An 18,518-nucleotide genomic window follows, 5' to 3' on the forward strand; every position below is an offset into this window, starting at 1 on the left:
ATGAGTAAGAATAAGTACCTAATTGATAAGAAAGTCATTCTTGATTGCGAGCGGATGACCTTATCACGCGATCGCGAAAGCTTAAAAATTTCTGAATCTGAATGCAATTTGCTCCTTGCTTTTCATCAGGGACTTTTTAAAAAAGATGATTTAATCGCCTGGGTGTGGGGACGAAAAGGTGTGGTGGTTTCCAGTGCCAGCTATTACAAATTAATCAATCAATTACGCGGTTCGTTTGAAAAAATCGGCCTTTCCAGTTCTGCGGTATTAACGCGCCCTAAGGTTGGTGTGACGCTCTCGGTAACTATCGAACCACTGCCAGATGAATCAACACCCGCAACGCAAAATAGAGCCAGCGACACCGTTGCGCCAGTTGCAGAATCGTTGCCTGAACCAACGCAGTCTTCGCAGGCAGTTTCAAACCGAAAAGAGTGGCTATTTTTAATCTGCGCAACGCTGTTCCTGCTGATGGTCATTTATCTCTACAGCAAACGCCATCCAGACTACTTTTCTGAGCTGGGAACCTATAACGGATATACCTTTTATGGTGTCACTGAAGATAATCGGTCTCTCGAGGATGCGGTGGGGGCTTTTTCCGAACTGAGTCAGCAAGTCTATAAGCAAAACGGCAATTTCATTTATTATATTCGCGTTCCTGACACCAATATTTTTGTTCAGTGTCTGAATCAACTGAATGTTTCGGAGCCCAAATGCATCACTATCAAAGAACGGTATTAAGAGGCATTACGCTACTTATTCTGGCAGCATCTTTTGTGCTGCTGATTTTACAGGCACGCCAGCAGCGCTATCCTCTGTCAGATGCGGATTCATTTATATGCACCACTAAAACGGTAACTTCAGTCCTGCCTGGCAATTTTCTCGCTAATGGCAATATCGTCCTCGATTTCAAAAACAAACGCATTACATTGCAGTATGACATCACCACTAAAGAGCAAATCAAAAAAGTGTTGTATCGCGATGTGTATATGAAGAACCTGCAAATGCCTGGCCCCGGCATTTATACATTTGATGTCGATTCGGTAAAAGTTTTTTCTACCGACACCGCCGGTGATTTTTTAGCACATTTTCGCGTATTGCACCCCGATGCCGCCAATGAAATTCGCATCACCAGGGTCGGTAACAGCACTTATTTGTACTCAATCAATCGGCAGATATATAACGTATGTACCGCGCAATAAACCAACGCCGCCGTGAAATAATTGACATAAAATCAGTAATATCAATGAGTTATAAAATCTTACTTTTTCTGAAAACGTCGGTAAAATTCATGTAAGACTAATTTCATAACTTTTACTCGCTTTTTCTGGTTATATGGCTTCCGCAATCATCCTTCTACGGTTATTGCTTATACATAAGCATTGTTCTTTTCACCAACAAGGAGCTTTACATGCAGCGTGCTTTTTCACCATGGATTATGGCAGCACTATTATTTTCGCCCTCATTAGCGTTGGCGATGGAAAACCATACCCTCTCCCTTGGCTATGCCCAAACGCATCTTAGCGCGTTAAAGAAATCTGCAAGTAAGGATCTTCGCGGGCTCAATCTAAAATATCGCTATGAGTTCAATTCTGACTGGGGTGTATTGACCTCTCTCACGGCAACTCGTCATGAAGTACAACATTACCGTTGGGACGCAGGAAAACTACATAAAGATGGCGATAATACCACTAGCTATAGTTCGTTAATGGTAGGACCGACCTACCAGATTAATGACTATGTTAGTTTATATGGTAATGTAGGTATGGCTGGTATGAAGGTCAAAAACCGTGACAATCAATCTTCCTCAGAAGATGCTTTTGCCTATGGTGCAGGTCTTATTTTTAATCCATTCACTAACCTTTCCCTGGATGTGTCATGGGAAACAGCTAAATTACTTTACGTTGATACAAACACATTTGGCGTGAGCGTAGGTTATCGTTTTTAATAAATAAAGACGCCTCTGTTTATGGCAAGGAATTCATCATCTCTGACAAAAAAAAAGAATATCATCACTACGGTAAGAGACGTTATAGCCCTTTTAAGTATTTATATAAAATTATTCTTATAAGCTATACACCCCTTAAATCCTCCGGGTAGAACATTTTATTGCCAGCACGATGCGCCTCAACATCCGACTGGCTTCGCACCCTATTTGATTATTTTTAGCGATTTTGATTAAGGATTTTACATGAACAAAAAATTAGTCTTTCTCTCCGCTCTTATGCTCACAGCTTGCAGCGCTAATTCCCTCCAGCACGGTGCTGAAGGCGTGCGGGTAACGCATAATGAACCGGACACTTCGTGCACCTATTTAGGCGATGTCACCGGTAGCCAGGGGAATTTTTTCACGGGAGGCTGGACGTCAAACAGCAATCTGGAGACGGGTGCCCGTAACGATCTAAAAAATAAAGCGTGGAAAATGGGGGGGAACGTGGTGGTACTGTTAACCCAAAGGGCTGGCCAAACCGGAAGCGCCTATCATGGCACAGGCTCAAGCCAGCAAACCAATGTGACATTGAGCGGAACCGTATACCGCTGCCCACGTTAAAATACGCTATTCTGGCTCATCATCCGGCTGCCCTGCCCAAGATATCCCTAACGCAGTTGAGATGCTCATCGACCCGTGAGCATCTCAACTGCGATTCTCGCATTGGAGAACACATCTTGATCCAGCCTGGCTGAAGAATACGCCTAACTCCATAGCAGAAAAGAGATTTTCTCTTACAATTGCACTCCTGCCAAACTACAGATTCTGCGCTTCATATTGTTTTATGTACGGGTTACGCCTCCCTCGGCCTGACGGGACAATAAGGCAGATGGCAGAAATAGCCCATCTCGTGATTGATTCCACAGGATGGAAGGTCTCCGGTGAAGGTGAGTGTAAAGTCAAAAAACACGGCAAAGAATACCGTCGCATCTGACGAAAGTTGCACATTGCTGTAGATGCAAAAACACATGAAATTATCTGCACCGAACGTCACTGAACAACGTCACGGACGCAGCAGCCTTCTCTGGGCTTAATCTGGCAGACACACCGAAAAATCAGATCAGCCGCAGCGGACGGCGCTGATTATACGCGGTTATATCGTGATGAACTGCGCCGAAAGAAAATCAGCACCCTATACCTTCCCGAAAGGGAGCGGGTTACTGGCCGGGGGAGTATGCAGACCGGAACCATACGGTTGCAAATCAGCGGCTAAGCGGGAGCAATGCCCGTTGAAAATACGCAACAGATTTTAACCGCCATTCGATAGCGGAATCGGTGATGTAGAGAGTAAAACAACTGTTCGGTGGTGCGCTGAAGTCAGGTTGCAGAGGCTCTGGCCATAGTACGTGCGCTGAACAAAATGACGAAGGCAGGAATGCCAGAAAGTGGGCGTATTGCCTGACAACATCCTCGTTTACGGGGATGCTTACCCACTATCTGTTTTTCAACAAAGCCTGACTAAATATACCGTGTTGCGTATCTCCGTCAGGCCATCACTGGCTGTAGCAAAAAAATCGAAGATTTGGTTACAGAGAATTCATTTGAATACGATTCGATTACGTCAAGTTTAAGTCCAAAGCAGTCCAGAAGTGACAGCAGTTTCTCAACTTGACCAAAAACGCGGACATAAAGTGGGGCTATTTGCTTCCCGTTAGCATCAAATCCTTCCTCGACAGCTGTTCTTTCCAGGCAAAACGAATCCATATTCTGGAATTTGCTGATACCAGCCGCCATCTTCTTCTCATCAACAAGGTCATACTGCCAGCCGCCGGCTTTTGCCATTTCGATAGCATAGGTCAATCGAAGTAGATCCGGCATATTGTGAAGATCGCCGCTGCTCATAAGCCATAAATAATGCAGTTTCTGATTCAGACGCGCCCGAACGCCAAGTCGACGCCCCTGAGCAAGTAGCCAGTCTATATGCCCAGTTAAATTTCTGGGGAATCTCTTCTGTTTTCTGGCATCGGCCAACCAGCGGATCAGAAATATGTTTTCCTGCGCCTCGGTAACAACAAGCCGATCGTGCCGCTGAAGGCCGAGAGCCACCAAAGCGCACCAGGCTAAATGTCCAATATTGACGAAAGAAGAATCTTTGTTCATGCGCAAAAGAACCAACGACATTAATGCTTAAAAGGAAACGTCCCTTCAAGGGACGTTTTCTGCCGATTACTCAAGGTCAGCGTGTCTCTTAAACATCGTTTCGCTGGTTTCGCCGAGCTGGGCCATCAGCTCAAGCACGATTGCGTCATAGGCGATAAAGCAGAGCTGCTCAAAAGCCGATCCCATAGGCTGTGAAAAAGCACCGTCTTCACGCAGGTTGTCTTCTTTCACGGTTCCAGGCAACACAAGCGTGCTTTTGGCCAGTTTGCCGATTGTGGACTCCGCTTTCATTGTGACAAGCGCCACATCCACGCCACAGGCTACGGCCTTCTGCGCCAGGCTCACCAGACTGCCGGTCTCACCGCTGCCGGAACCAATAATGACCAGATCGCCCGGCTTCGTATGAGGAGAAGAAATTTCGCCGACAACGCTTACTGAAAAACCGAGGTGGAGCAGACGGTTTGCAAAGCTGCGGATGGCGATGCCGCTACGGCCCGCGCCCTGCAGAAAGATATGTTTAGCATTCTTAATCTGTGAGACGAATTGCGCAGCCTGGGCATCATCAATCTTCATCGCATTTTGCTGCAATTCGCTCAGGATATTTAAAGTGTTTTGTTGAACGCTCATGTGATTCTCTCCCTTTTAAGCGATGGTACGACCACCATCCATCAGAATGGTTTGCCCCTGGATGTACGAGTTGTCTTTATCAGCCAAAAAGATTGCCAGGTTTGCCACATCGTCAATAGTACCAAGACGGCGCACCGGAATTTTTTCCAGAACAGCATCAAGATCGGCCTGAGTTGGGTAATTGACACGCATCATTTCACCGGTATCAATCAGACGTGGAGCGATAGCATTAACGTTGACCCCCTTCGGCCCTAATTCTTTTGCCAGGCCGCGAATCAATCCCTCACCGCCAGCTTTACTGGCCGGGTAACTCACACCGCCGCCGGTGCCGGAAAGCGCAGAGCCGGATGAAATATAAACGATAGATCCATGATTAGTGGTGAAGTCGTCGTAGAACGCCTTGACGGTGTTGAACAGTCCGGTAAGGTTAATGGCGATTGTTTTATTCCACTCTTCAAAAGTGATGTTATTGACCTTATTAGCAAACGCCACGCCTGCGTTTAATACCAGAATATCAATGCGTCCAAAGGTTTGAAAAACCTGCTCGCGAACGTTTTCCAGAGCTTTCGGATCGGATACATCGGTTTTAACGAATAAGGATTTAACATTAGCGAAAGTTAACTCTTCGGCCGTCTTTTTACCATTTTCTTCGTTGTAATCGACAATAACAGTATGAGCCCCACGGTCAGCGAATTGCTTAGCAATACCTTTACCGATGCCATGTGCCCCACCGGTTACTAGCGCGACTTTACCTTCAAAATTACTCATTTCACTATACTCCTCAAAATCTCATGACAAAGGGGAGGACAACTCCCCTTTCAGGTAATTGGTAATTTAATTAATGCTAATAATAGCTTGTAGGGTTACTGGGTTTATTTGGTAGCAAACTGTTATTGGATCGCTGCCCTTAATGCCTGATAGCTTTCTTTCGGAGAACCGTTAAATAGCGCACCACCAACGACAATTAAATCAGCACCCGCATCCTTTACCTTTTTCGCTATTTCAACGTTGACGCCGCCATCGACCTCGATCTGAATATTACGACCGGCAACCATTTTTTTAGTATTCCTGATTTTCTCCAGACTTTTTTCAATAAAAGTCTGGCCTGGCTGTCCTGGATTAATGGTCATAATTAAAATGTAATCAATATCATCCAGAAGATACTCAATTACGTTTTCTGGCGTCCCCGGATTAAGCACTACGCCAGCTTTGCGCCCGGCTTTCTTGATCTTCTGGATAATATAATGCACGTGCGGCGTTGATTCATAATGAACCGAGATCAATTCCGCACCGGTTTTAATAACATCATCAATATGTCTTTCCGGGTTTGCCAGCATCATATGCACGTCAAATGTCATTGAGCTGGCTTTTTTCATTGCCGCGATTTGGTTCGGACCGAATGCGATATTACTTACATAAGTACCATCCATTAAATCAACATGCAGAATTTCTGTTTTTTCTGTTTCCAGAAACTGAATCTCTTCCTGCAAACGTAATATGTTTGCACCAAATACTGATGGTAAAATTTGTGCCATTTTAGTCAACTCCGTAAATTAATGAGTAACTGTGCTCAACCAGTAGGTCAGAAGTTCCCATGGGCCGGTTAATACGAAGTCCGTACCCTGGCCATTCAGGCCGACGCCAGCACCGTTGAGGAACTGAGTTGCACCGGGCGCGACATATCCCCCCAGGTACATAACCACCACACAGAACAGTAAGGTTGAGATAATCGATCGAATAACGTTGCCGTTACTGACCATAACCGTCATGGTCGTCATGTAGATGATTGACATCAGCACGCCGATTGGGAATATCTGAATACCCGGTAAAACCAGCGCGCAAAGCATCGTCAGAGGGATAGTAATAACGGTGACAGTCACCGTTGCTGGATCGCCAAGCGCCAGGGCGCAGTCCATCCCGATATTCAGTTCAGCATCTTTACCCATCTGCTTTTGCATGATTTCTTTAGCACTCTTACCTATCGGGTTAAGCCCTTCCATAAGGACCCCAACCACTTTTGGCAACAGCACCATGACGCCTGCCACGCCCATCGCCATTGGCACGATGGTTGTAATGGGTTGTTTGGTTAACAATCCCAGGAGACAACCGACGATCACGCCGATGATGGCGGGTTCACCGAATACACCCAGTCGCTTCTGAACGCTCTCTAAATCCACATCCAGCTTGTTTAAACCCGGAATGAAATCGATAATTTTGTTAACCACCCATGCAAATGGAAGTGTCCATCCGATGTGGATCATTGTGGTACAGGTCGTTCCCTCGAGGCCGTAGTATTTCTGCCATCTTGGCGCAATAAGATCGCCAATAAACAGTGCGGCTACGCTCAGAGCCACGGCAACACCCAACCCGAGGAAAAAGCTGTCAAAGACGAAGTACGCAAGAGCACCAGGAACCAGGAAATGCATATAGTTCCAGATGTCAACGTTCAGCGTTTTAGTCAGTTTCAGGCGAACCAGGATCAGGTTCAGAATGATACCAATTGGGATAACCATTGCCGCAAACGGTGCAACCCACGCAGCTGCGCCAACGGCAGGCCATCCAATATCAGCCACGGTGAACCCGCTGCCAATTTTTGAGTAATACGCAATTGCTGGCTGCAGGGCTGTGTTTAGCAGCCCAACAACCAGTCCCAGGCCGATGAAACCGATACCTACGGTGATGCCAGATTTAATGGCAGCACCAACTTTCATTCGAAAAACCAGACCTAAAAGGAAAATAACAAGCGGCAATATTGCTGTAGCGCCCATGCTTGTAATAGTAAACATGATGCTTTTTAACATTTCCATTTAACCATCCCCCGTCTTTTTTAGACTTTAGCCTTTGGAAATTTCGCTTAACAGTTCACCTAATTTTTTACGCAGCGCGGCTTCGTTAATACCGGTAATAAAACCTGCGACGCTCATGTGCGGCTTACCAATATCACCTTTATAATTATTCGTTGTCAGAACCACATCAGCACTTTGCATTTCGGAGGCCAGTTCGGACATACTACATTTATTAATTTTTACGTTGGCAATGTCGTATTCAGCACAAACCGATTTAACTTCATCAGCGGCAAGTGTGGAGGTTGCTACACCGCTTCCGCAGGCTACGAGGATAGTAATCATGGTAAAATCTCCGGGTAATTGTTATTTAATTATCGTGTTAATAAACAATGCTCTTGCTTCTTCAGCAGGAAGTTCCAGCATCTGGTGGTAAAAATCAGCTAGCTGAAGATGGTTAAACAACGCCTTCAACAACTGCAATTGATCTGCTGGTTGAGTAACAACCAGGTTAACAACCAGGCGAACCCACAATTTCTCGTCACCATCTGCCTGATTAACTTCAATTTCCTGTGGCAAACGGATGATGTAAATCGCCGGGCTGACGGCATGCTGGCTATCGCAATGTGGGATAGCGACAGCATAGCCATCAAGTAAAATTCCGGTTGGGTAGTCGGCTTCACGTTCACGCAGCGCCTGGAGGTAAGTGTCTCTTACTATCCCATCAGCCAGATGTTTCTGGTGAATATGCTCCAGCACTTCATCATAATTTTTGTATGCCGCACCATCCGCGACATTGATAGAAATTGTGCCCACTGGCTTCTCCTCATTCCGTTAAATGCTCATGTGAGCACCTATGTAATCACATGAGCAGTTATAGCACATCAGTGATTTGCTGAAATGGGAAGCTTGCAAAAGTTATATCTTGATCACACAAAATCACATAAGCGCATTACGAAAAATACTCATATGAGCAAAACTGACGATTAATTAATGCGCCACGAATCATTAACTGATTGATTTTTAATAAATTGAATTAAATTGGCTTATTCTGGGGACTTTTACAATGGCAATACTTCAAACGCTCTTATGAGCGGAGTGTTTTGATTGCAATTGTTTCTACAGGACAACGGCACATGAGAAGTACCGTTATTGAAATTATTGATTTTAAAATCAACAAGTTACCACTGTTGTATATTTCGAAACTTCGGCAATACCGTCTTTATCCGCAATATCATTAGTGATCAGCGCGGTAATCTCAGACCAGTCGCAGATCTTAAATAAGCTGCTTCGCTGGAACTTAGTGTAATCGCCCAGGATATATTTCTTCTCGGAATGGGCAATGATCGTTCGATCCAGAAAGGCATCCGAGGAGGACGGCGTGGAGGGACCTGTCATATTGTTGAAGCCATCGGTGCCGATAAAGCAGAGATCAACGTTAATATCATTAATCATTGACACAGCCCACCCGCCAAAGACAGAAGAGCTTTTCTTCCTCAGTTCTCCGCCGAACAAAAAGACCTGGTTATCAGATTCGATCAGCACACTGGCCACCGGCAAAGAATCGGTAAAAATTTTAAAGCCAGATTTCATGCACAACAGATTAGCCAGTTCATAGTTAGAACTCCCAGTGCCAATGATCATTGAGCTGTTGGGGGGGATAAAGTCCAGCGCTTTTCTGGCGATAGCTTGTTTGAAGGTACTATTTTCTTTTTCCCTGACCTGGAAAGGATGTTCGACAGCCCCCTGCTTTAAGGTTGCCCCTCCATGGCTTTTAACCAACAGTCCTTTTTTTTCCAGATGAGTGAGATCTTTGCGGATAGTTTCATAAGTGACCTCGTACTTTTTCGCAAGGTCACTAACGTAAACGGTACCAGCCGAGATAATCTCTTCCAGGATCAATTTTCTCCTCTCTTCAACCAGGTACATCCTTCCCCCTATCAACATTCTTCATATTGCAATGAAGCGAATCATAGCACAGAAGATGCAAACTAAAACAAACCCAAAGAGAAGTCAGAAGAGTACATCCCTGGTAACGCTCAACTATAAGAACAAAGGCCAAATAGTAATAATTCATTAATAATCAATATATTAAATACATATAATACAGATTATCCACTTCAGTTTACTACTACTCTCTCCTCTTTCCATCATTAAAAAATTGGCATGAATTAGCTTTTATTTGTTTTTGTTGGTTTTTAATATCTTTAAAATCAACGGCATACTAATTTTGTGACATTGATCTCAGTTGACAACCAACATTTACCAACCCCATACTTGGCTTAAGTTCTTTATGACAGGTTGGATAAGATGAAAACGAAAATTGCAATCGCATGTGATGATGTGGGATTTGATCGTAAGGAGGAGATTAAAAAGTACCTTGAAGAAGAGAAAAATGCCGAGGTCGTGTACGATCCCGTTAAACGAAAAGAAGATGGTTTCAACAACTTCGCTCGTCTTGCGGATGAAATGGCAGGTGTTATTCAGCGGGACGAATGCCGCCTCGGTATCTACATTTGCGGAACCGGTATTGGCTTTACTTGCCAGATAAATAAGCACTGGGGGATTCGTGCTGTCGCCGTCACTAATCCTTACTCGGCCAAGCGAGCAAGACTCAGTAACAATGCGCAGGTGATTGGACTTGGCTGCAGAGTTAATGATCTTGAATACACAAAAATGATCGTTGATGCCTGGTATGACAACGCGTTCGACTTTGCCACTGCAAGGGAAAATTCCAAAAAGAATCTACTGGAAGCAGAACGCAGTGACAACGCATTGCTGACGAAACCTGAAGATGTTCGATGGAATATGGGTTTCAGACCAGATGATGAGAAATCTGAGGGCTAATAAATGGAACTGATCACACAGTTTATCAATGACCTGGGTAACTTTATTTTTATACCGGTCATCTTCCTTATACTGATGAAACTTTTGGGGCGTCCCCTGTCGGAGTGTATTTCATCAGCCATTAAAGTCGGCATTGGTTTTATCGCATTAACCATGACCATCAAGCTGATGCTTGAAAAAATGCAGCCAGCGGTGACGGGGCTTGCTGAGGCCACCGGCTCCTCGCTGAGCGCCATTGATGTTGGCGGCGCAGCCACAGCCGTAATGGGTTTTGGCTCAAGTATGGGGGCAATTATTATCCCTCTGTGCGTCGCGGTGAATATTGCCATGCTGGTGGCGCGTCTCACGGACTGCGTAAACGTTGACGTGTTTAACCTTCATCAGAATGCCTCTATGGGGGCAATTGTTGGCGCTTACTCCGGCAGCTTCCTCTACGGTGTTCTTACTGCTGCATTGTTCCATGTCTGGGCACTTATTGCGGCTGACCTGGGTGCCAAAAACAACGAAAAATTCTTCAACCTGCCAAAAGGCGTTGCCATCTCCCACCCGGTTGCAAACACCTATTTGCTGTTCGCTTATCCGTTTAACTGGATTTACGATCGCATCCCTGGGTTCCGTAATCTGAACGTTACGGCGGAAAGTATTCAGAAACGATTTGGTATCCTTGGCGATCCGACCATGGTTGGTTTCATTATTGGTATTCTTCTTGGCTTCTGTGGTTATGGTTGGGAATCGCCGTATCACACCATTATTGCCAGCCTGCAACTGGGTATGTACCTTGCCGCCGTGATGCTCCTGCTGCCGCGCATGACCTCCATCATGATGGAAGGTCTGGTTCCGCTGTCCAACGTAGCACGTAAGAAGCTGGTTAAACGTTTCCCGGACCGTGAGATCACTGTCGGGATGGATACCGCGCTGATTGTTGGTCATCCTTCAGTTATCGCGCCTGCACTGCTGCTGATCCCGGTCATTGTTATCCTCGCCGTTGTCCTTCCCGGCAACCGAGTGATGCCGCTGGGGGACCTCTCGCAGTTCGTATTCTTTATTGCGTGCATGGTGCCGGTTTTTAATGGCAACATTATTCGTACCTGGGTGACTTCCATCATCCTGTTTGGCGGCGGCTTATACATCGCATCCTGGATGGCTCCAGCAACAAATGAAGTGTTCCAGAAATTCGGTACTAATCCTGATGCCAGCGTAATGTACTCATCGCTAAACCCTTCAGCTAACCCGTTCACCGGTCTCTTTGCTGGACTCAGCCATGTTGGCATCGCAGGTTATGCTCTCGCCGCTGTGTTGCTACTGTCCGTAGGCTATTTACTCAAACAGAAAGCGCGCCGTCAGTTAAAAACTGAGGCAGAAAAAACGGCTTAAAACTTCATAAGGTAATTGAAAATGAAAAAGATTTTAGTTGTATGTGGGAACGGTATTGCCTCCTCTTCCATTATGGTTTCTGTCCTACAGGACTACCTGAAAGAACAGAATATCGAAGCGCAGGTCGATAAATCCTCTTTAATGGCCTGCACCACGGACACGTTTAACAGCTATGACCTGATTGTTTCTTCAACCAAGCTGGATAACCCAGGGATCACCACTCGTGTGATTGTGGGTGCAGGCCTGTTAACGGGCCTGGGCGAAGATGAAATTTTTGATGCTGTTAAAGAAGAAATGCTTAAGTAGGTGAATAATGAAACTTGAGATTCTGGTAAATGACGTCGAGGGTACGATCGCTGACTGGCATGCAGCAATTGAGTTTGCCGGCCAGAAGCTGTTGGAAAAAGGCTATATCACTCCCGAATATATTCAGGCCTGCCTGGAGCGTGAGAAGACTTATCCAACTGGTTTATTGATGGCGAACGGTCAGGGCATTGCCATCCCGCATGCAGACTATACGCTGGTAAAAACCAACAGCATAAGCATCGTGCGTTTTGATAAAGGAGTCGTGTTTGGTCAGATGGAAGATGCTGACCTCACCGTGGAATGCGGCATTATGTTTAATCTCGCATTCGCCACCAGCGATCAGCATATGTCTGTGCTGCGCCGCCTCTTTACGCTCTTCCAGGATATTTCGTTCATCGAGTCGTGCCGTAACCTTAAAACGCACGAAGTCGGGAAATATGTTGAAGAGATGCTTGTAGCATCCTGATAAACAAAAGGCAGATATCCCCTATCTGCCTTTTTTCAATAAAAGAATGACCATCATGAAAAAGTACGCCCTCGTTTTAAACGAGTTATCTTCGCTTGTGGATAAAATCGATGAGCAAGAATTTAACACACTGGTTGATTCTATTATCACTGCCGGACATGTATTTCTTGCCGGTGCTGGTCGCTCAGGGCAAATGATAAATGCTTTTGCTAACCGACTGATGCACCTTGGTCTGTCCGTCAGCGTGGTAGGAGAAATTAGCTCTCCACATTCTCGCAAAAACGACTTGATGATCGTTGGTTCAGGCTCCGGAGAGACCCAACGCCTGATCAACCAGGTGAAAATAGCAAAGAATAATGGCGTGTATATCGCTCTCATCACTACCGCACCAGATTCAACTTTGGCAACTCTGGCAGATTACATACTCACTATCCCGGCAGGTCACAGCGCCCAACCGATGGGTTCTCTGTTCGAACAGGCTTCCCTACTGACCTATGACACTATTGTGCAGTCATTAATGGCCAATCTTAATGAAACAAGCCAGACGATGAAGGAACGCCACGCCGATATTGAATAATACCGGCGTGGCGTAAAGCGCTAGCGGCTATTAATCCAGCAGTTTGATAGCCGTATCAAAATCAGTGATCAGCACATTCAGAAGGCCTGATTTGAGAGAGGCAACAATGCCTTCATATTTTTCGTCCCCTCCAGCAACCCCAATCAGTTTCTTTGTGGCCCGCAATTGTTCTGTCGTAATGCCGAACCCCAGGCGGTTTAGCGGGCTATCGAGTATTTCCCCTTTACTATTTACCAGGGTTACGCATACATCAGCGGTAATGTCCTGGCTCATTAAAGTCTCACGCCATGCTTCAGGGAATATATCGCACAGACTGGAAGAACCGGTTTTCCAGGCCCCAATGCCCGTAATAACGACATCCATACTTGAGTAAAACTTTTGCGTATCCTGAACAGCCTGATCGTCTGCGAGTTTCTGGGCTAAACTTTCGTCATCCACCCACATAGGGACATACATTGGGTGCGCTCTTCCGTGGGAAATAGCAGCAACTTTGTGAATCAAATCAATGGGCCCCTGACTAAATTCAATGCCTGGATGAACGCCAGAAAGCTGAACCACATCCAGAACAGGTAATGTCGTCAGTTGACTCACCGTACTTGAGAGTACGCGCCCCCAGGCGAGACCAAACTTCATTCCCTCTTTGAGAATTTCACTCAAGTAGGTCGCCGTTATCCCTCCCAGCTTGACGTTTAATTGTTCCTGCGAAGACCAGGATTCAGAAACAGAGAGCACAACGGCATCCTGCAATCCGTATTTTTTACACAAATTTTGCGCTATTTCCTCGTCCAGAGCCTGCTGTTTAGGAAAAGTAAATTTTACATACTCTTGCGCAATGGCTTCATCAATCAGGCGTGCAACTTTGAAGCGAGACAGACCGAGCTCCTCAGCAATTTCTATTTTTGTCTTCATTTCAGAGAAGTAACGCTTAACAACAAGAGAGTAGATAAAACGAGGATCGTAGTTACGTAGCTTCGGATTTTTGTTCTCTTTTGGCATAGCGATTATCCATATATAACAAGAGGCATCATAAGTCATTAGAGCGATACGCTCAGATGCAATACTCAAAAGAGTACACTTTTACTCGCTCATCAGATACCTGTACAGGAGTGGATTTTGAATTTTGTGATGTAAAGCGCCCCGCCAAAGTACGAATAGGATCACGGAAAAGACTCAGCGCAAACAATGTAACATGGCTGCCTAAAGCGTTTTTATTGCAAGTTTTTGCTCATGCCTGTTCGTGCTGGGAATGTTCATTACGTATAAATCAGCCATTGTTTTTGGTCGTCAATTAAACAGGGGGATATTCGCCTCGTGATGCTTAATTCACTCTTTGGCCTGCATCATCAATAACTTTCTCTCCGTCTTTCTGAGCGTAAGCCCCCTTTCTGAGCGTCAGGAAGGAACTCTATAACAACTGTAGAAGGAGGGTATAGGTTGGTTCCTTGGGGATTATCACAACGACAGGACGGGTAATCAGGATCGGATGGAGGCTCAATATAAACGTCAGCTTCATCAAAATTAAAATTGTCTCATGTTGGCGTAAAGCTAATGAGCGTGAATGTCTGTGCTGTGAGTTCACTGGGTTAACCGTTTCGGTAAAACTTAACTGGCAGATTTCGATACTACGCCAGACCCACTAAACAACATGCGGATACCGAGGCCTATCATGACAACTCCTGTAAATCGTTCCTGCCATTTGATAAAGCCTGGGTGTTTACCCAGCCAGTTTCCAAATGTTCCCGATGCCATCGCGACTGAGCCCAGGGAAACAATTCCTGCCAGCTTTTGGATACTGCCCAGAACAAGCAATTGCAGCCAGACAGGACCCGCGGTGGGATCGACAAACTGAGGAAGAAAAGCAAACATGAACAGCAGGGATTTTGGATTAGTCAGGCTGTTCAGAGCGCCTTCCTTTACGGCATTCCAGTCAGAAATTTTTGCCGTTTTTCGCAGCCGCGTATCAGTACCTGAAGTCGCAATCATTTTTATGCCCAGCCACATCAGATAAGCCGCACCAACCCACCTTAGCAGATCCAGCGCAACCGGCCAGGCATGTACAACGGTTACCAGCCCCAGAACAAGAAAAGAAACTTGCACAAATCCTGCTACAAATACATTGCCCACAACCGTAAGCAGCGCGATACGTCTTCCCTGCCCGACTCCTCTGGCGATAGTCAGCATCATGTCTGGCCCCGGAGAAATCTCCAGAAGCGTCAGCGCGAAAAGGAAAGTAATAAACGTTTCGATGGCAGGCATTTTGGTTGAGTCCGGATAAATATTTCTGCTACGTTACCTCAGTCAGCTTCGAGCCGAAAGCGCAATATTCTGCAGCGTCCGCGCATGGCACGCAGCTGAGCGCCTGCCCTTCACAAAATTAATGAACACATCTAATAAGCCCTAGCTAATTACCCCATCTAATCGAATAAATCACTTTACGTTATGCTTTTCCAACACAACAGCTGAAGGATAACGTCATGCCAACTGTAAAACTGAACAATGGTATTGAAATGCCCCTGCTGGGCTTTGGTGTCTTCCAGATGACGAATGCTGCTGAATGCGAAAGAGCCGTTATTGATGCCATCGATACGGGATACCGCCTGATCGATACCGCCGCGTCTTACCAGAATGAAACCCAGGTCGGGAACGCGCTGAAACAGAGCGGTATCGCCCGTAACGAGCTCTTTGTGACGACCAAACTGTGGCTGCAGGATACGAATTACGAAGGCGCTAAAGCCCAGTTCGAACGCTCTCTGAATCGGCTGCAACTTGATTACGTCGACCTGTATCTGATTCACCAGCCTTATGGCGATGTCCATGGGGCATGGCGTGCTATGGAGGAACTGCAGCAAGCAGGCAAAATTCGCGCCATTGGCGTCAGCAACTTCCATCCTGACCGACTGGCCGACCTTATCGCCTTCAACAACGTTTCCCCGGCGGTAAACCAGGTTGAAGTTAACCCCTTCAACCAGCAGCTGCATGCCGTGCCATGGATGCAAAGCCGTGGCATTCAGCCGGAAGCCTGGGCTCCGTTTGCAGAAGGAAAAAATGGTCTGTTTGAGCATCCCATGTTAACGGCGATTGGCCAGAAATACGGTAAAAGCGTGGGCCAGGTTGTGCTGCGTTGGATTTTCCAGCGAGGCATCGTTTCACTGGCGAAGTCGGTGCGAAAAGAACGTATGGCAGAGAACATCAGCATTCTCGATTTTGAACTCAGCGCTGAAGATATGCTGCTGATTACCGCTATCGATACCGCCACCAGCGCTTTCTTCTCCCACCGCGATCCTGCCAGAGTTGAATGGTTGGCCAACCGCAAACTGGATGTTTAAGTCGCGATAAAAGAGGTATTCATTCAATGCAAAAACGTTATCTGGGTCAATCCCGACTCGAAGTCTCCGCGCTTGGGCTCGGTTGCATGGGATTAAGCCACGGCTACGGCCCGGCGACCGATACTCATCAGGCTATCGAGCTCATTCGCGCAGCGGTTGAACGTGGCGTCACCTTCTTCGATACCGCTGAAGTGTATGGCCCCTTCCTTAATGAAGAGGTTGTTGGCGAAGCCTTAAAACCATTTCGTGACCGCGTGGTCATCGCCACTAAGTTTGGTTTTACTTTTGGCGACGACAACAAGCAGCAGATTTTAAACAGCCGTCCAGAGCATATCCGTGAAGCGGTGGAAGGATCATTACGCCGTCTTAAGACTGATGTCATTGACCTGCTATATCAACACCGTGTCGATCCGGATGTACCCATCGAAGATGTTGCGGGTACCGTAAAAGATCTGATCGCTGAAGGCAAAGTTAAACATTTCGGCCTGTCCGAGGCGGGTGCGCAAACCATTCGTCGTGCACATGCCGTACAACCAGTCACCGCGCTGCAAAGCGAATACTCCATGTGGTGGCGCGAGCCTGAGCAGGAGATCCTGCCGTTGCTGGAGGAACTGGGTATTGGTTTTGTGCCCTTCAGCCCATTAGGCAAAGGCTTCCTGACGGGATCGATTAAGCCAGGAACCACTTTTGGCAAGGATGATTACCGCAGTACCGTACCGCGTTTCGCCGGGCAGGCGATAGAAGCCAATGAAAAGCTGGTCTCATTGCTGGGTGAACTGGCGGCAGAGAAAGGTGTGACGTCTGCACAAATCGCGCTGGCGTGGCTGCTGGCACAAAAGCCGTGGATTGTGCCTATCCCTGGCACCACGAAACTGCACCGGCTGGAGGAAAACCTGGGGGCCGCCGACATCATCCTTTCTCAGGATGACTCACGGCAGATAACCCAGGCGCTTGAAACGATTAAAATCGTCGGCGAACGTTACTCCCCTGAACATCAGGCTCGCGTGGGCCGTTAATACCCGGACGGGTCTACGGACCCGTTATTCCTGGTAACGAAGTGCATCGATCATCAGCGCAAAAGCGGGCGGATGCTGCTTACGGCTCGGGTAGTAAAGATAATATCCGGGGAAAGACGGACACCAGTCCTGCAGAACCTGAATAAGTTCTCCTGACTTGATATAATCCTGCACCCTGTCTTCGGGTATACAGGCAATGCCAAAACCGGATAACGCCGCATCAATTCGTTCCGCTTGCAGATTAAACGTGACCTGCCCTTCTACTCTGACCCGTAACGGTTTTCCATCCTTCTCAAACTCCCAGTGGTAAAGACCACCGGCTGTCGGCAGGCGCATATTGATACACCGGTGATTTTGTAGCTCGTGCGGCGTTTCAGGTGCAGTGTTTGCAGCAAAATAAGACGGCGCTCCCACCACTGCCATTCTCATGTCCGGGCCAATTCTTACCGCAATCATATCCTTATCCACGCTTTCGCCCAGGCGGATCCCGGCATCAAAACGCCCCTCAACAATATCGACAAAGCCGTTATCCACCACCAGTTCGAGATTGATTTCCGGATATTCCCTGAGGAAGGGTTTTAACTTCGGCCATACCAGACTTCGCGCGGCATGCTCCCCGGCAGATAAACGAATATTGCCGGAGGCGGTGCCGTTCAGTTGAACCAGCGATTCCAGCTCCTGCTCGAGATCGGCAATACGCGGTTCAAGGCAGGCAATAATTCTCTCACCGGCTTCCGTGGGGGCAACGCTTCGGGTCGTGCGGGTCAGAAGGCGGATATTCAGCCTTTCCTCCAGGGCCTTCATCGCGTGGCTGAGAGCAGACTGAGAAACGCCCAGTTTACCCGCCGCTTTGGTGAAACTTCGCTCCCTTGCTACCACAAGAAAGATTTGCAGTTCGTTGAAATTTTCTTTGAGCATCGGCGATTTCCTTAAAAACCAACGCTATCAGCCAGTTTCCAGGGGTTCTCTTTGGGTTTAGCAGTTTCAACCTGACGAGCAGTCAGCTTCATTGGGGTACCTCTCAGCGGGGGGTACAATTATACCCCCATCCATACCCCCACATTGAGCTTGACCCTGGGGGAGTACAATTGAGTTCAATAGACTAATAG

The 18,518-nt window shown here is 46.8% G+C and carries 22 protein-coding genes and 2 pseudogenes; 12 read left to right on the forward strand and 12 right to left on the reverse strand.

Annotation, left to right across the window (positions count from 1 at the left end; translation table 11 throughout):
• The 5 genes and pseudogenes from ABLV11_RS27145 to ABLV11_RS27165 form a co-directional block, all read left to right on the forward strand.
• The gene (locus tag ABLV11_RS27145; RefSeq protein WP_047720695.1) at nt 1–738 is read left to right on the forward strand and encodes a response regulator; all 738 of its coding nucleotides are present in this window, start codon (nt 1–3) and stop codon (nt 736–738) included.
• Nucleotides 711–1,199, forward strand: a complete 489-nt coding sequence (locus ABLV11_RS27150) for a hypothetical protein (RefSeq protein WP_126489539.1) — start codon at nt 711–713, stop codon at nt 1,197–1,199. The genes ABLV11_RS27145 and ABLV11_RS27150 overlap by 28 nt, the downstream gene beginning before the upstream one ends.
• A 209-nt stretch (nt 1,200–1,408) precedes the next feature.
• Entirely contained in the window at nt 1,409–1,945 is a 537-nt protein-coding gene (locus ABLV11_RS27155; protein ID WP_126489540.1) for an Ail/Lom family outer membrane beta-barrel protein, read from the forward strand.
• 243 nt (nt 1,946–2,188) lie between these two features.
• Nucleotides 2,189–2,548 (forward strand): DUF4156 domain-containing protein, encoded by a 360-nt coding sequence (locus ABLV11_RS27160; RefSeq protein WP_004105483.1) that lies wholly within the window; start codon nt 2,189–2,191, stop codon nt 2,546–2,548.
• 283 nt (nt 2,549–2,831) lie between these two features.
• Nucleotides 2,832–3,389: pseudogene (locus tag ABLV11_RS27165) on the forward strand (transposase); the annotation flags it as partial.
• Nucleotides 3,390–3,472: 83 nt separating this feature from the next.
• Here ABLV11_RS27165 and ABLV11_RS27170 read toward each other — a convergent pair.
• The 8 genes from ABLV11_RS27170 to ABLV11_RS27205 all read right to left on the reverse strand — a co-directional run bounded on the left by ABLV11_RS27170 (nt 3,473) and on the right by ABLV11_RS27205 (nt 9,426).
• The gene (locus ABLV11_RS27170; RefSeq protein WP_065420919.1) at nt 3,473–4,087 is read right to left on the reverse strand and encodes a DUF2913 family protein; all 615 of its coding nucleotides are present in this window, start codon (nt 4,085–4,087) and stop codon (nt 3,473–3,475) included.
• A 66-nt stretch (nt 4,088–4,153) separates the two neighbouring features.
• Nucleotides 4,154–4,714 carry a 6-phospho-3-hexuloisomerase gene (gene hxlB / locus ABLV11_RS27175; RefSeq protein WP_126489541.1) on the reverse strand — a complete coding sequence of 187 codons (561 nt, stop codon included), beginning with the start codon at nt 4,712–4,714 and terminating at the stop codon, nt 4,154–4,156.
• A gap of 15 nt (nt 4,715–4,729) precedes the next feature.
• Nucleotides 4,730–5,482, reverse strand: a complete 753-nt coding sequence (locus tag ABLV11_RS27180) for an SDR family NAD(P)-dependent oxidoreductase (protein ID WP_108704569.1) — start codon at nt 5,480–5,482, stop codon at nt 4,730–4,732.
• 122 nt (nt 5,483–5,604) lie between these two features.
• Entirely contained in the window at nt 5,605–6,249 is a 645-nt protein-coding gene (rpe, locus tag ABLV11_RS27185) for a ribulose-phosphate 3-epimerase (RefSeq protein WP_224329832.1), read from the reverse strand.
• 18 nt (nt 6,250–6,267) lie between these two features.
• Nucleotides 6,268–7,521, reverse strand: coding sequence for a PTS transporter subunit IIC (locus tag ABLV11_RS27190; RefSeq protein WP_004105498.1), 1,254 nt, complete (start codon nt 7,519–7,521; stop codon nt 6,268–6,270).
• Nucleotides 7,522–7,548: 27 nt separating this feature from the next.
• The gene (locus ABLV11_RS27195) at nt 7,549–7,842 is read right to left on the reverse strand and encodes a PTS sugar transporter subunit IIB (RefSeq protein WP_348856082.1); all 294 of its coding nucleotides are present in this window, start codon (nt 7,840–7,842) and stop codon (nt 7,549–7,551) included.
• A 21-nt stretch (nt 7,843–7,863) separates the two neighbouring features.
• Nucleotides 7,864–8,313: a PTS galactitol transporter subunit IIA gene (gatA, locus tag ABLV11_RS27200; RefSeq protein ID WP_047720692.1), complete on the reverse strand. Its 450-nt coding sequence runs from the start codon at nt 8,311–8,313 to the stop codon at nt 7,864–7,866.
• 357 nt (nt 8,314–8,670) lie between these two features.
• Nucleotides 8,671–9,426: a DeoR/GlpR family DNA-binding transcription regulator gene (locus ABLV11_RS27205; protein ID WP_004105505.1), complete on the reverse strand. Its 756-nt coding sequence runs from the start codon at nt 9,424–9,426 to the stop codon at nt 8,671–8,673.
• Nucleotides 9,427–9,807: 381 nt separating this feature from the next.
• Between ABLV11_RS27205 and ABLV11_RS27210 the strand changes: the two genes are divergently transcribed.
• Genes ABLV11_RS27210 through hxlB (ABLV11_RS27230) form a run of 5 tightly spaced genes read left to right on the forward strand, consistent with a single transcriptional unit; the run spans nt 9,808 to nt 13,067 of the window.
• The gene (locus ABLV11_RS27210; protein ID WP_004105507.1) at nt 9,808–10,344 is read left to right on the forward strand and encodes an RpiB/LacA/LacB family sugar-phosphate isomerase; all 537 of its coding nucleotides are present in this window, start codon (nt 9,808–9,810) and stop codon (nt 10,342–10,344) included.
• Between the two features lie 3 nt (nt 10,345–10,347).
• Nucleotides 10,348–11,718: a PTS transporter subunit IIC gene (locus ABLV11_RS27215; RefSeq protein WP_004105509.1), complete on the forward strand. Its 1,371-nt coding sequence runs from the start codon at nt 10,348–10,350 to the stop codon at nt 11,716–11,718.
• Between the two features lie 21 nt (nt 11,719–11,739).
• Nucleotides 11,740–12,024, forward strand: coding sequence for a PTS sugar transporter subunit IIB (locus tag ABLV11_RS27220; protein WP_000723161.1), 285 nt, complete (start codon nt 11,740–11,742; stop codon nt 12,022–12,024).
• 7 nt (nt 12,025–12,031) lie between these two features.
• On the forward strand, nt 12,032–12,490 hold the full coding sequence (locus ABLV11_RS27225) for a PTS sugar transporter subunit IIA (protein WP_004105511.1): 459 nt from the start codon (nt 12,032–12,034) through the stop codon (nt 12,488–12,490).
• Between the two features lie 55 nt (nt 12,491–12,545).
• Nucleotides 12,546–13,067, forward strand: a complete 522-nt coding sequence (gene hxlB, locus ABLV11_RS27230; protein WP_004105513.1) for a 6-phospho-3-hexuloisomerase — start codon at nt 12,546–12,548, stop codon at nt 13,065–13,067.
• A 30-nt stretch (nt 13,068–13,097) separates the two neighbouring features.
• Here the strand turns inward: hxlB (ABLV11_RS27230) and ABLV11_RS27235 are convergent, their stop codons facing one another.
• Entirely contained in the window at nt 13,098–14,063 is a 966-nt protein-coding gene (locus ABLV11_RS27235) for a sugar-binding domain-containing protein (protein WP_004105514.1), read from the reverse strand.
• A 606-nt stretch (nt 14,064–14,669) separates the two neighbouring features.
• Nucleotides 14,670–15,323, reverse strand: coding sequence for a LysE family translocator (locus tag ABLV11_RS27240; protein ID WP_004105516.1), 654 nt, complete (start codon nt 15,321–15,323; stop codon nt 14,670–14,672).
• 218 nt (nt 15,324–15,541) lie between these two features.
• Here ABLV11_RS27240 and ABLV11_RS27245 point away from each other — a divergent pair, with 218 nt between their 5' ends.
• Both ABLV11_RS27245 and ABLV11_RS27250 read left to right on the forward strand, forming a co-directional pair.
• Entirely contained in the window at nt 15,542–16,393 is an 852-nt protein-coding gene (locus ABLV11_RS27245) for an aldo/keto reductase (RefSeq protein WP_126489544.1), read from the forward strand.
• 26 nt (nt 16,394–16,419) lie between these two features.
• Complete coding sequence (locus ABLV11_RS27250; protein ID WP_049083229.1) at nt 16,420–17,409, forward strand: aldo/keto reductase; 990 nt, start codon at nt 16,420–16,422, stop codon at nt 17,407–17,409.
• A 24-nt stretch (nt 17,410–17,433) separates the two neighbouring features.
• On the opposite strand, the gene ABLV11_RS27255 is transcribed toward ABLV11_RS27250, so the two are convergent.
• Together ABLV11_RS27255 and ABLV11_RS27260 are read right to left on the reverse strand one after the other, a co-directional pair.
• On the reverse strand, nt 17,434–18,327 hold the full coding sequence (locus tag ABLV11_RS27255; protein WP_064356296.1) for a LysR family transcriptional regulator: 894 nt from the start codon (nt 18,325–18,327) through the stop codon (nt 17,434–17,436).
• Nucleotides 18,328–18,353: 26 nt separating this feature from the next.
• Nucleotides 18,354–18,419: pseudogene (locus tag ABLV11_RS27260) on the reverse strand (DUF4102 domain-containing protein); the annotation flags it as partial.
• Nucleotides 18,420–18,518: the final 99 nt, after the last annotated feature.

It is taken from the genome of Klebsiella sp. GW_Kp181 (genome assembly GCF_040062315.1).
Classification (GTDB): domain Bacteria; phylum Pseudomonadota; class Gammaproteobacteria; order Enterobacterales; family Enterobacteriaceae; genus Klebsiella; species Klebsiella oxytoca.

Bases quoted from the DNA above. Each gene is read 5' to 3' on its own strand.
- ABLV11_RS27235 (WP_004105514.1), bottom strand. From the start codon at position 14,063: ATGCCAAAAGAGAACAAAAATCCGAAGCTACGTAACTACGATCCTCGT.
- ABLV11_RS27190 (WP_004105498.1), bottom strand. From the start codon at position 7,521: ATGGAAATGTTAAAAAGCATCATGTTTACTATTACAAGCATGGGCGCT.
- ABLV11_RS27255 (WP_064356296.1), bottom strand. From the start codon at position 18,327: ATGCTCAAAGAAAATTTCAACGAACTGCAAATCTTTCTTGTGGTAGCA.
- ABLV11_RS27250 (WP_049083229.1), top strand. From the start codon at position 16,420: ATGCAAAAACGTTATCTGGGTCAATCCCGACTCGAAGTCTCCGCGCTT.
- rpe (WP_224329832.1), bottom strand. From the start codon at position 6,249: ATGGCACAAATTTTACCATCAGTATTTGGTGCAAACATATTACGTTTG.
- ABLV11_RS27160 (WP_004105483.1), top strand. From the start codon at position 2,189: ATGAACAAAAAATTAGTCTTTCTCTCCGCTCTTATGCTCACAGCTTGC.
- ABLV11_RS27180 (WP_108704569.1), bottom strand. From the start codon at position 5,482: ATGAGTAATTTTGAAGGTAAAGTCGCGCTAGTAACCGGTGGGGCACAT.
- ABLV11_RS27195 (WP_348856082.1), bottom strand. From the start codon at position 7,842: ATGATTACTATCCTCGTAGCCTGCGGAAGCGGTGTAGCAACCTCCACA.
- hxlB (WP_126489541.1), bottom strand. From the start codon at position 4,714: ATGAGCGTTCAACAAAACACTTTAAATATCCTGAGCGAATTGCAGCAA.
- ABLV11_RS27150 (WP_126489539.1), top strand. From the start codon at position 711: ATGCATCACTATCAAAGAACGGTATTAAGAGGCATTACGCTACTTATT.
- ABLV11_RS27145 (WP_047720695.1), top strand. From the start codon at position 1: ATGAGTAAGAATAAGTACCTAATTGATAAGAAAGTCATTCTTGATTGC.
- ABLV11_RS27205 (WP_004105505.1), bottom strand. From the start codon at position 9,426: ATGTACCTGGTTGAAGAGAGGAGAAAATTGATCCTGGAAGAGATTATC.
- ABLV11_RS27225 (WP_004105511.1), top strand. From the start codon at position 12,032: ATGAAACTTGAGATTCTGGTAAATGACGTCGAGGGTACGATCGCTGAC.
- ABLV11_RS27240 (WP_004105516.1), bottom strand. From the start codon at position 15,323: ATGCCTGCCATCGAAACGTTTATTACTTTCCTTTTCGCGCTGACGCTT.
- ABLV11_RS27155 (WP_126489540.1), top strand. From the start codon at position 1,409: ATGCAGCGTGCTTTTTCACCATGGATTATGGCAGCACTATTATTTTCG.
- ABLV11_RS27170 (WP_065420919.1), bottom strand. From the start codon at position 4,087: ATGAACAAAGATTCTTCTTTCGTCAATATTGGACATTTAGCCTGGTGC.
- ABLV11_RS27245 (WP_126489544.1), top strand. From the start codon at position 15,542: ATGCCAACTGTAAAACTGAACAATGGTATTGAAATGCCCCTGCTGGGC.
- ABLV11_RS27210 (WP_004105507.1), top strand. From the start codon at position 9,808: ATGAAAACGAAAATTGCAATCGCATGTGATGATGTGGGATTTGATCGT.
- ABLV11_RS27215 (WP_004105509.1), top strand. From the start codon at position 10,348: ATGGAACTGATCACACAGTTTATCAATGACCTGGGTAACTTTATTTTT.
- ABLV11_RS27220 (WP_000723161.1), top strand. From the start codon at position 11,740: ATGAAAAAGATTTTAGTTGTATGTGGGAACGGTATTGCCTCCTCTTCC.
- hxlB (WP_004105513.1), top strand. From the start codon at position 12,546: ATGAAAAAGTACGCCCTCGTTTTAAACGAGTTATCTTCGCTTGTGGAT.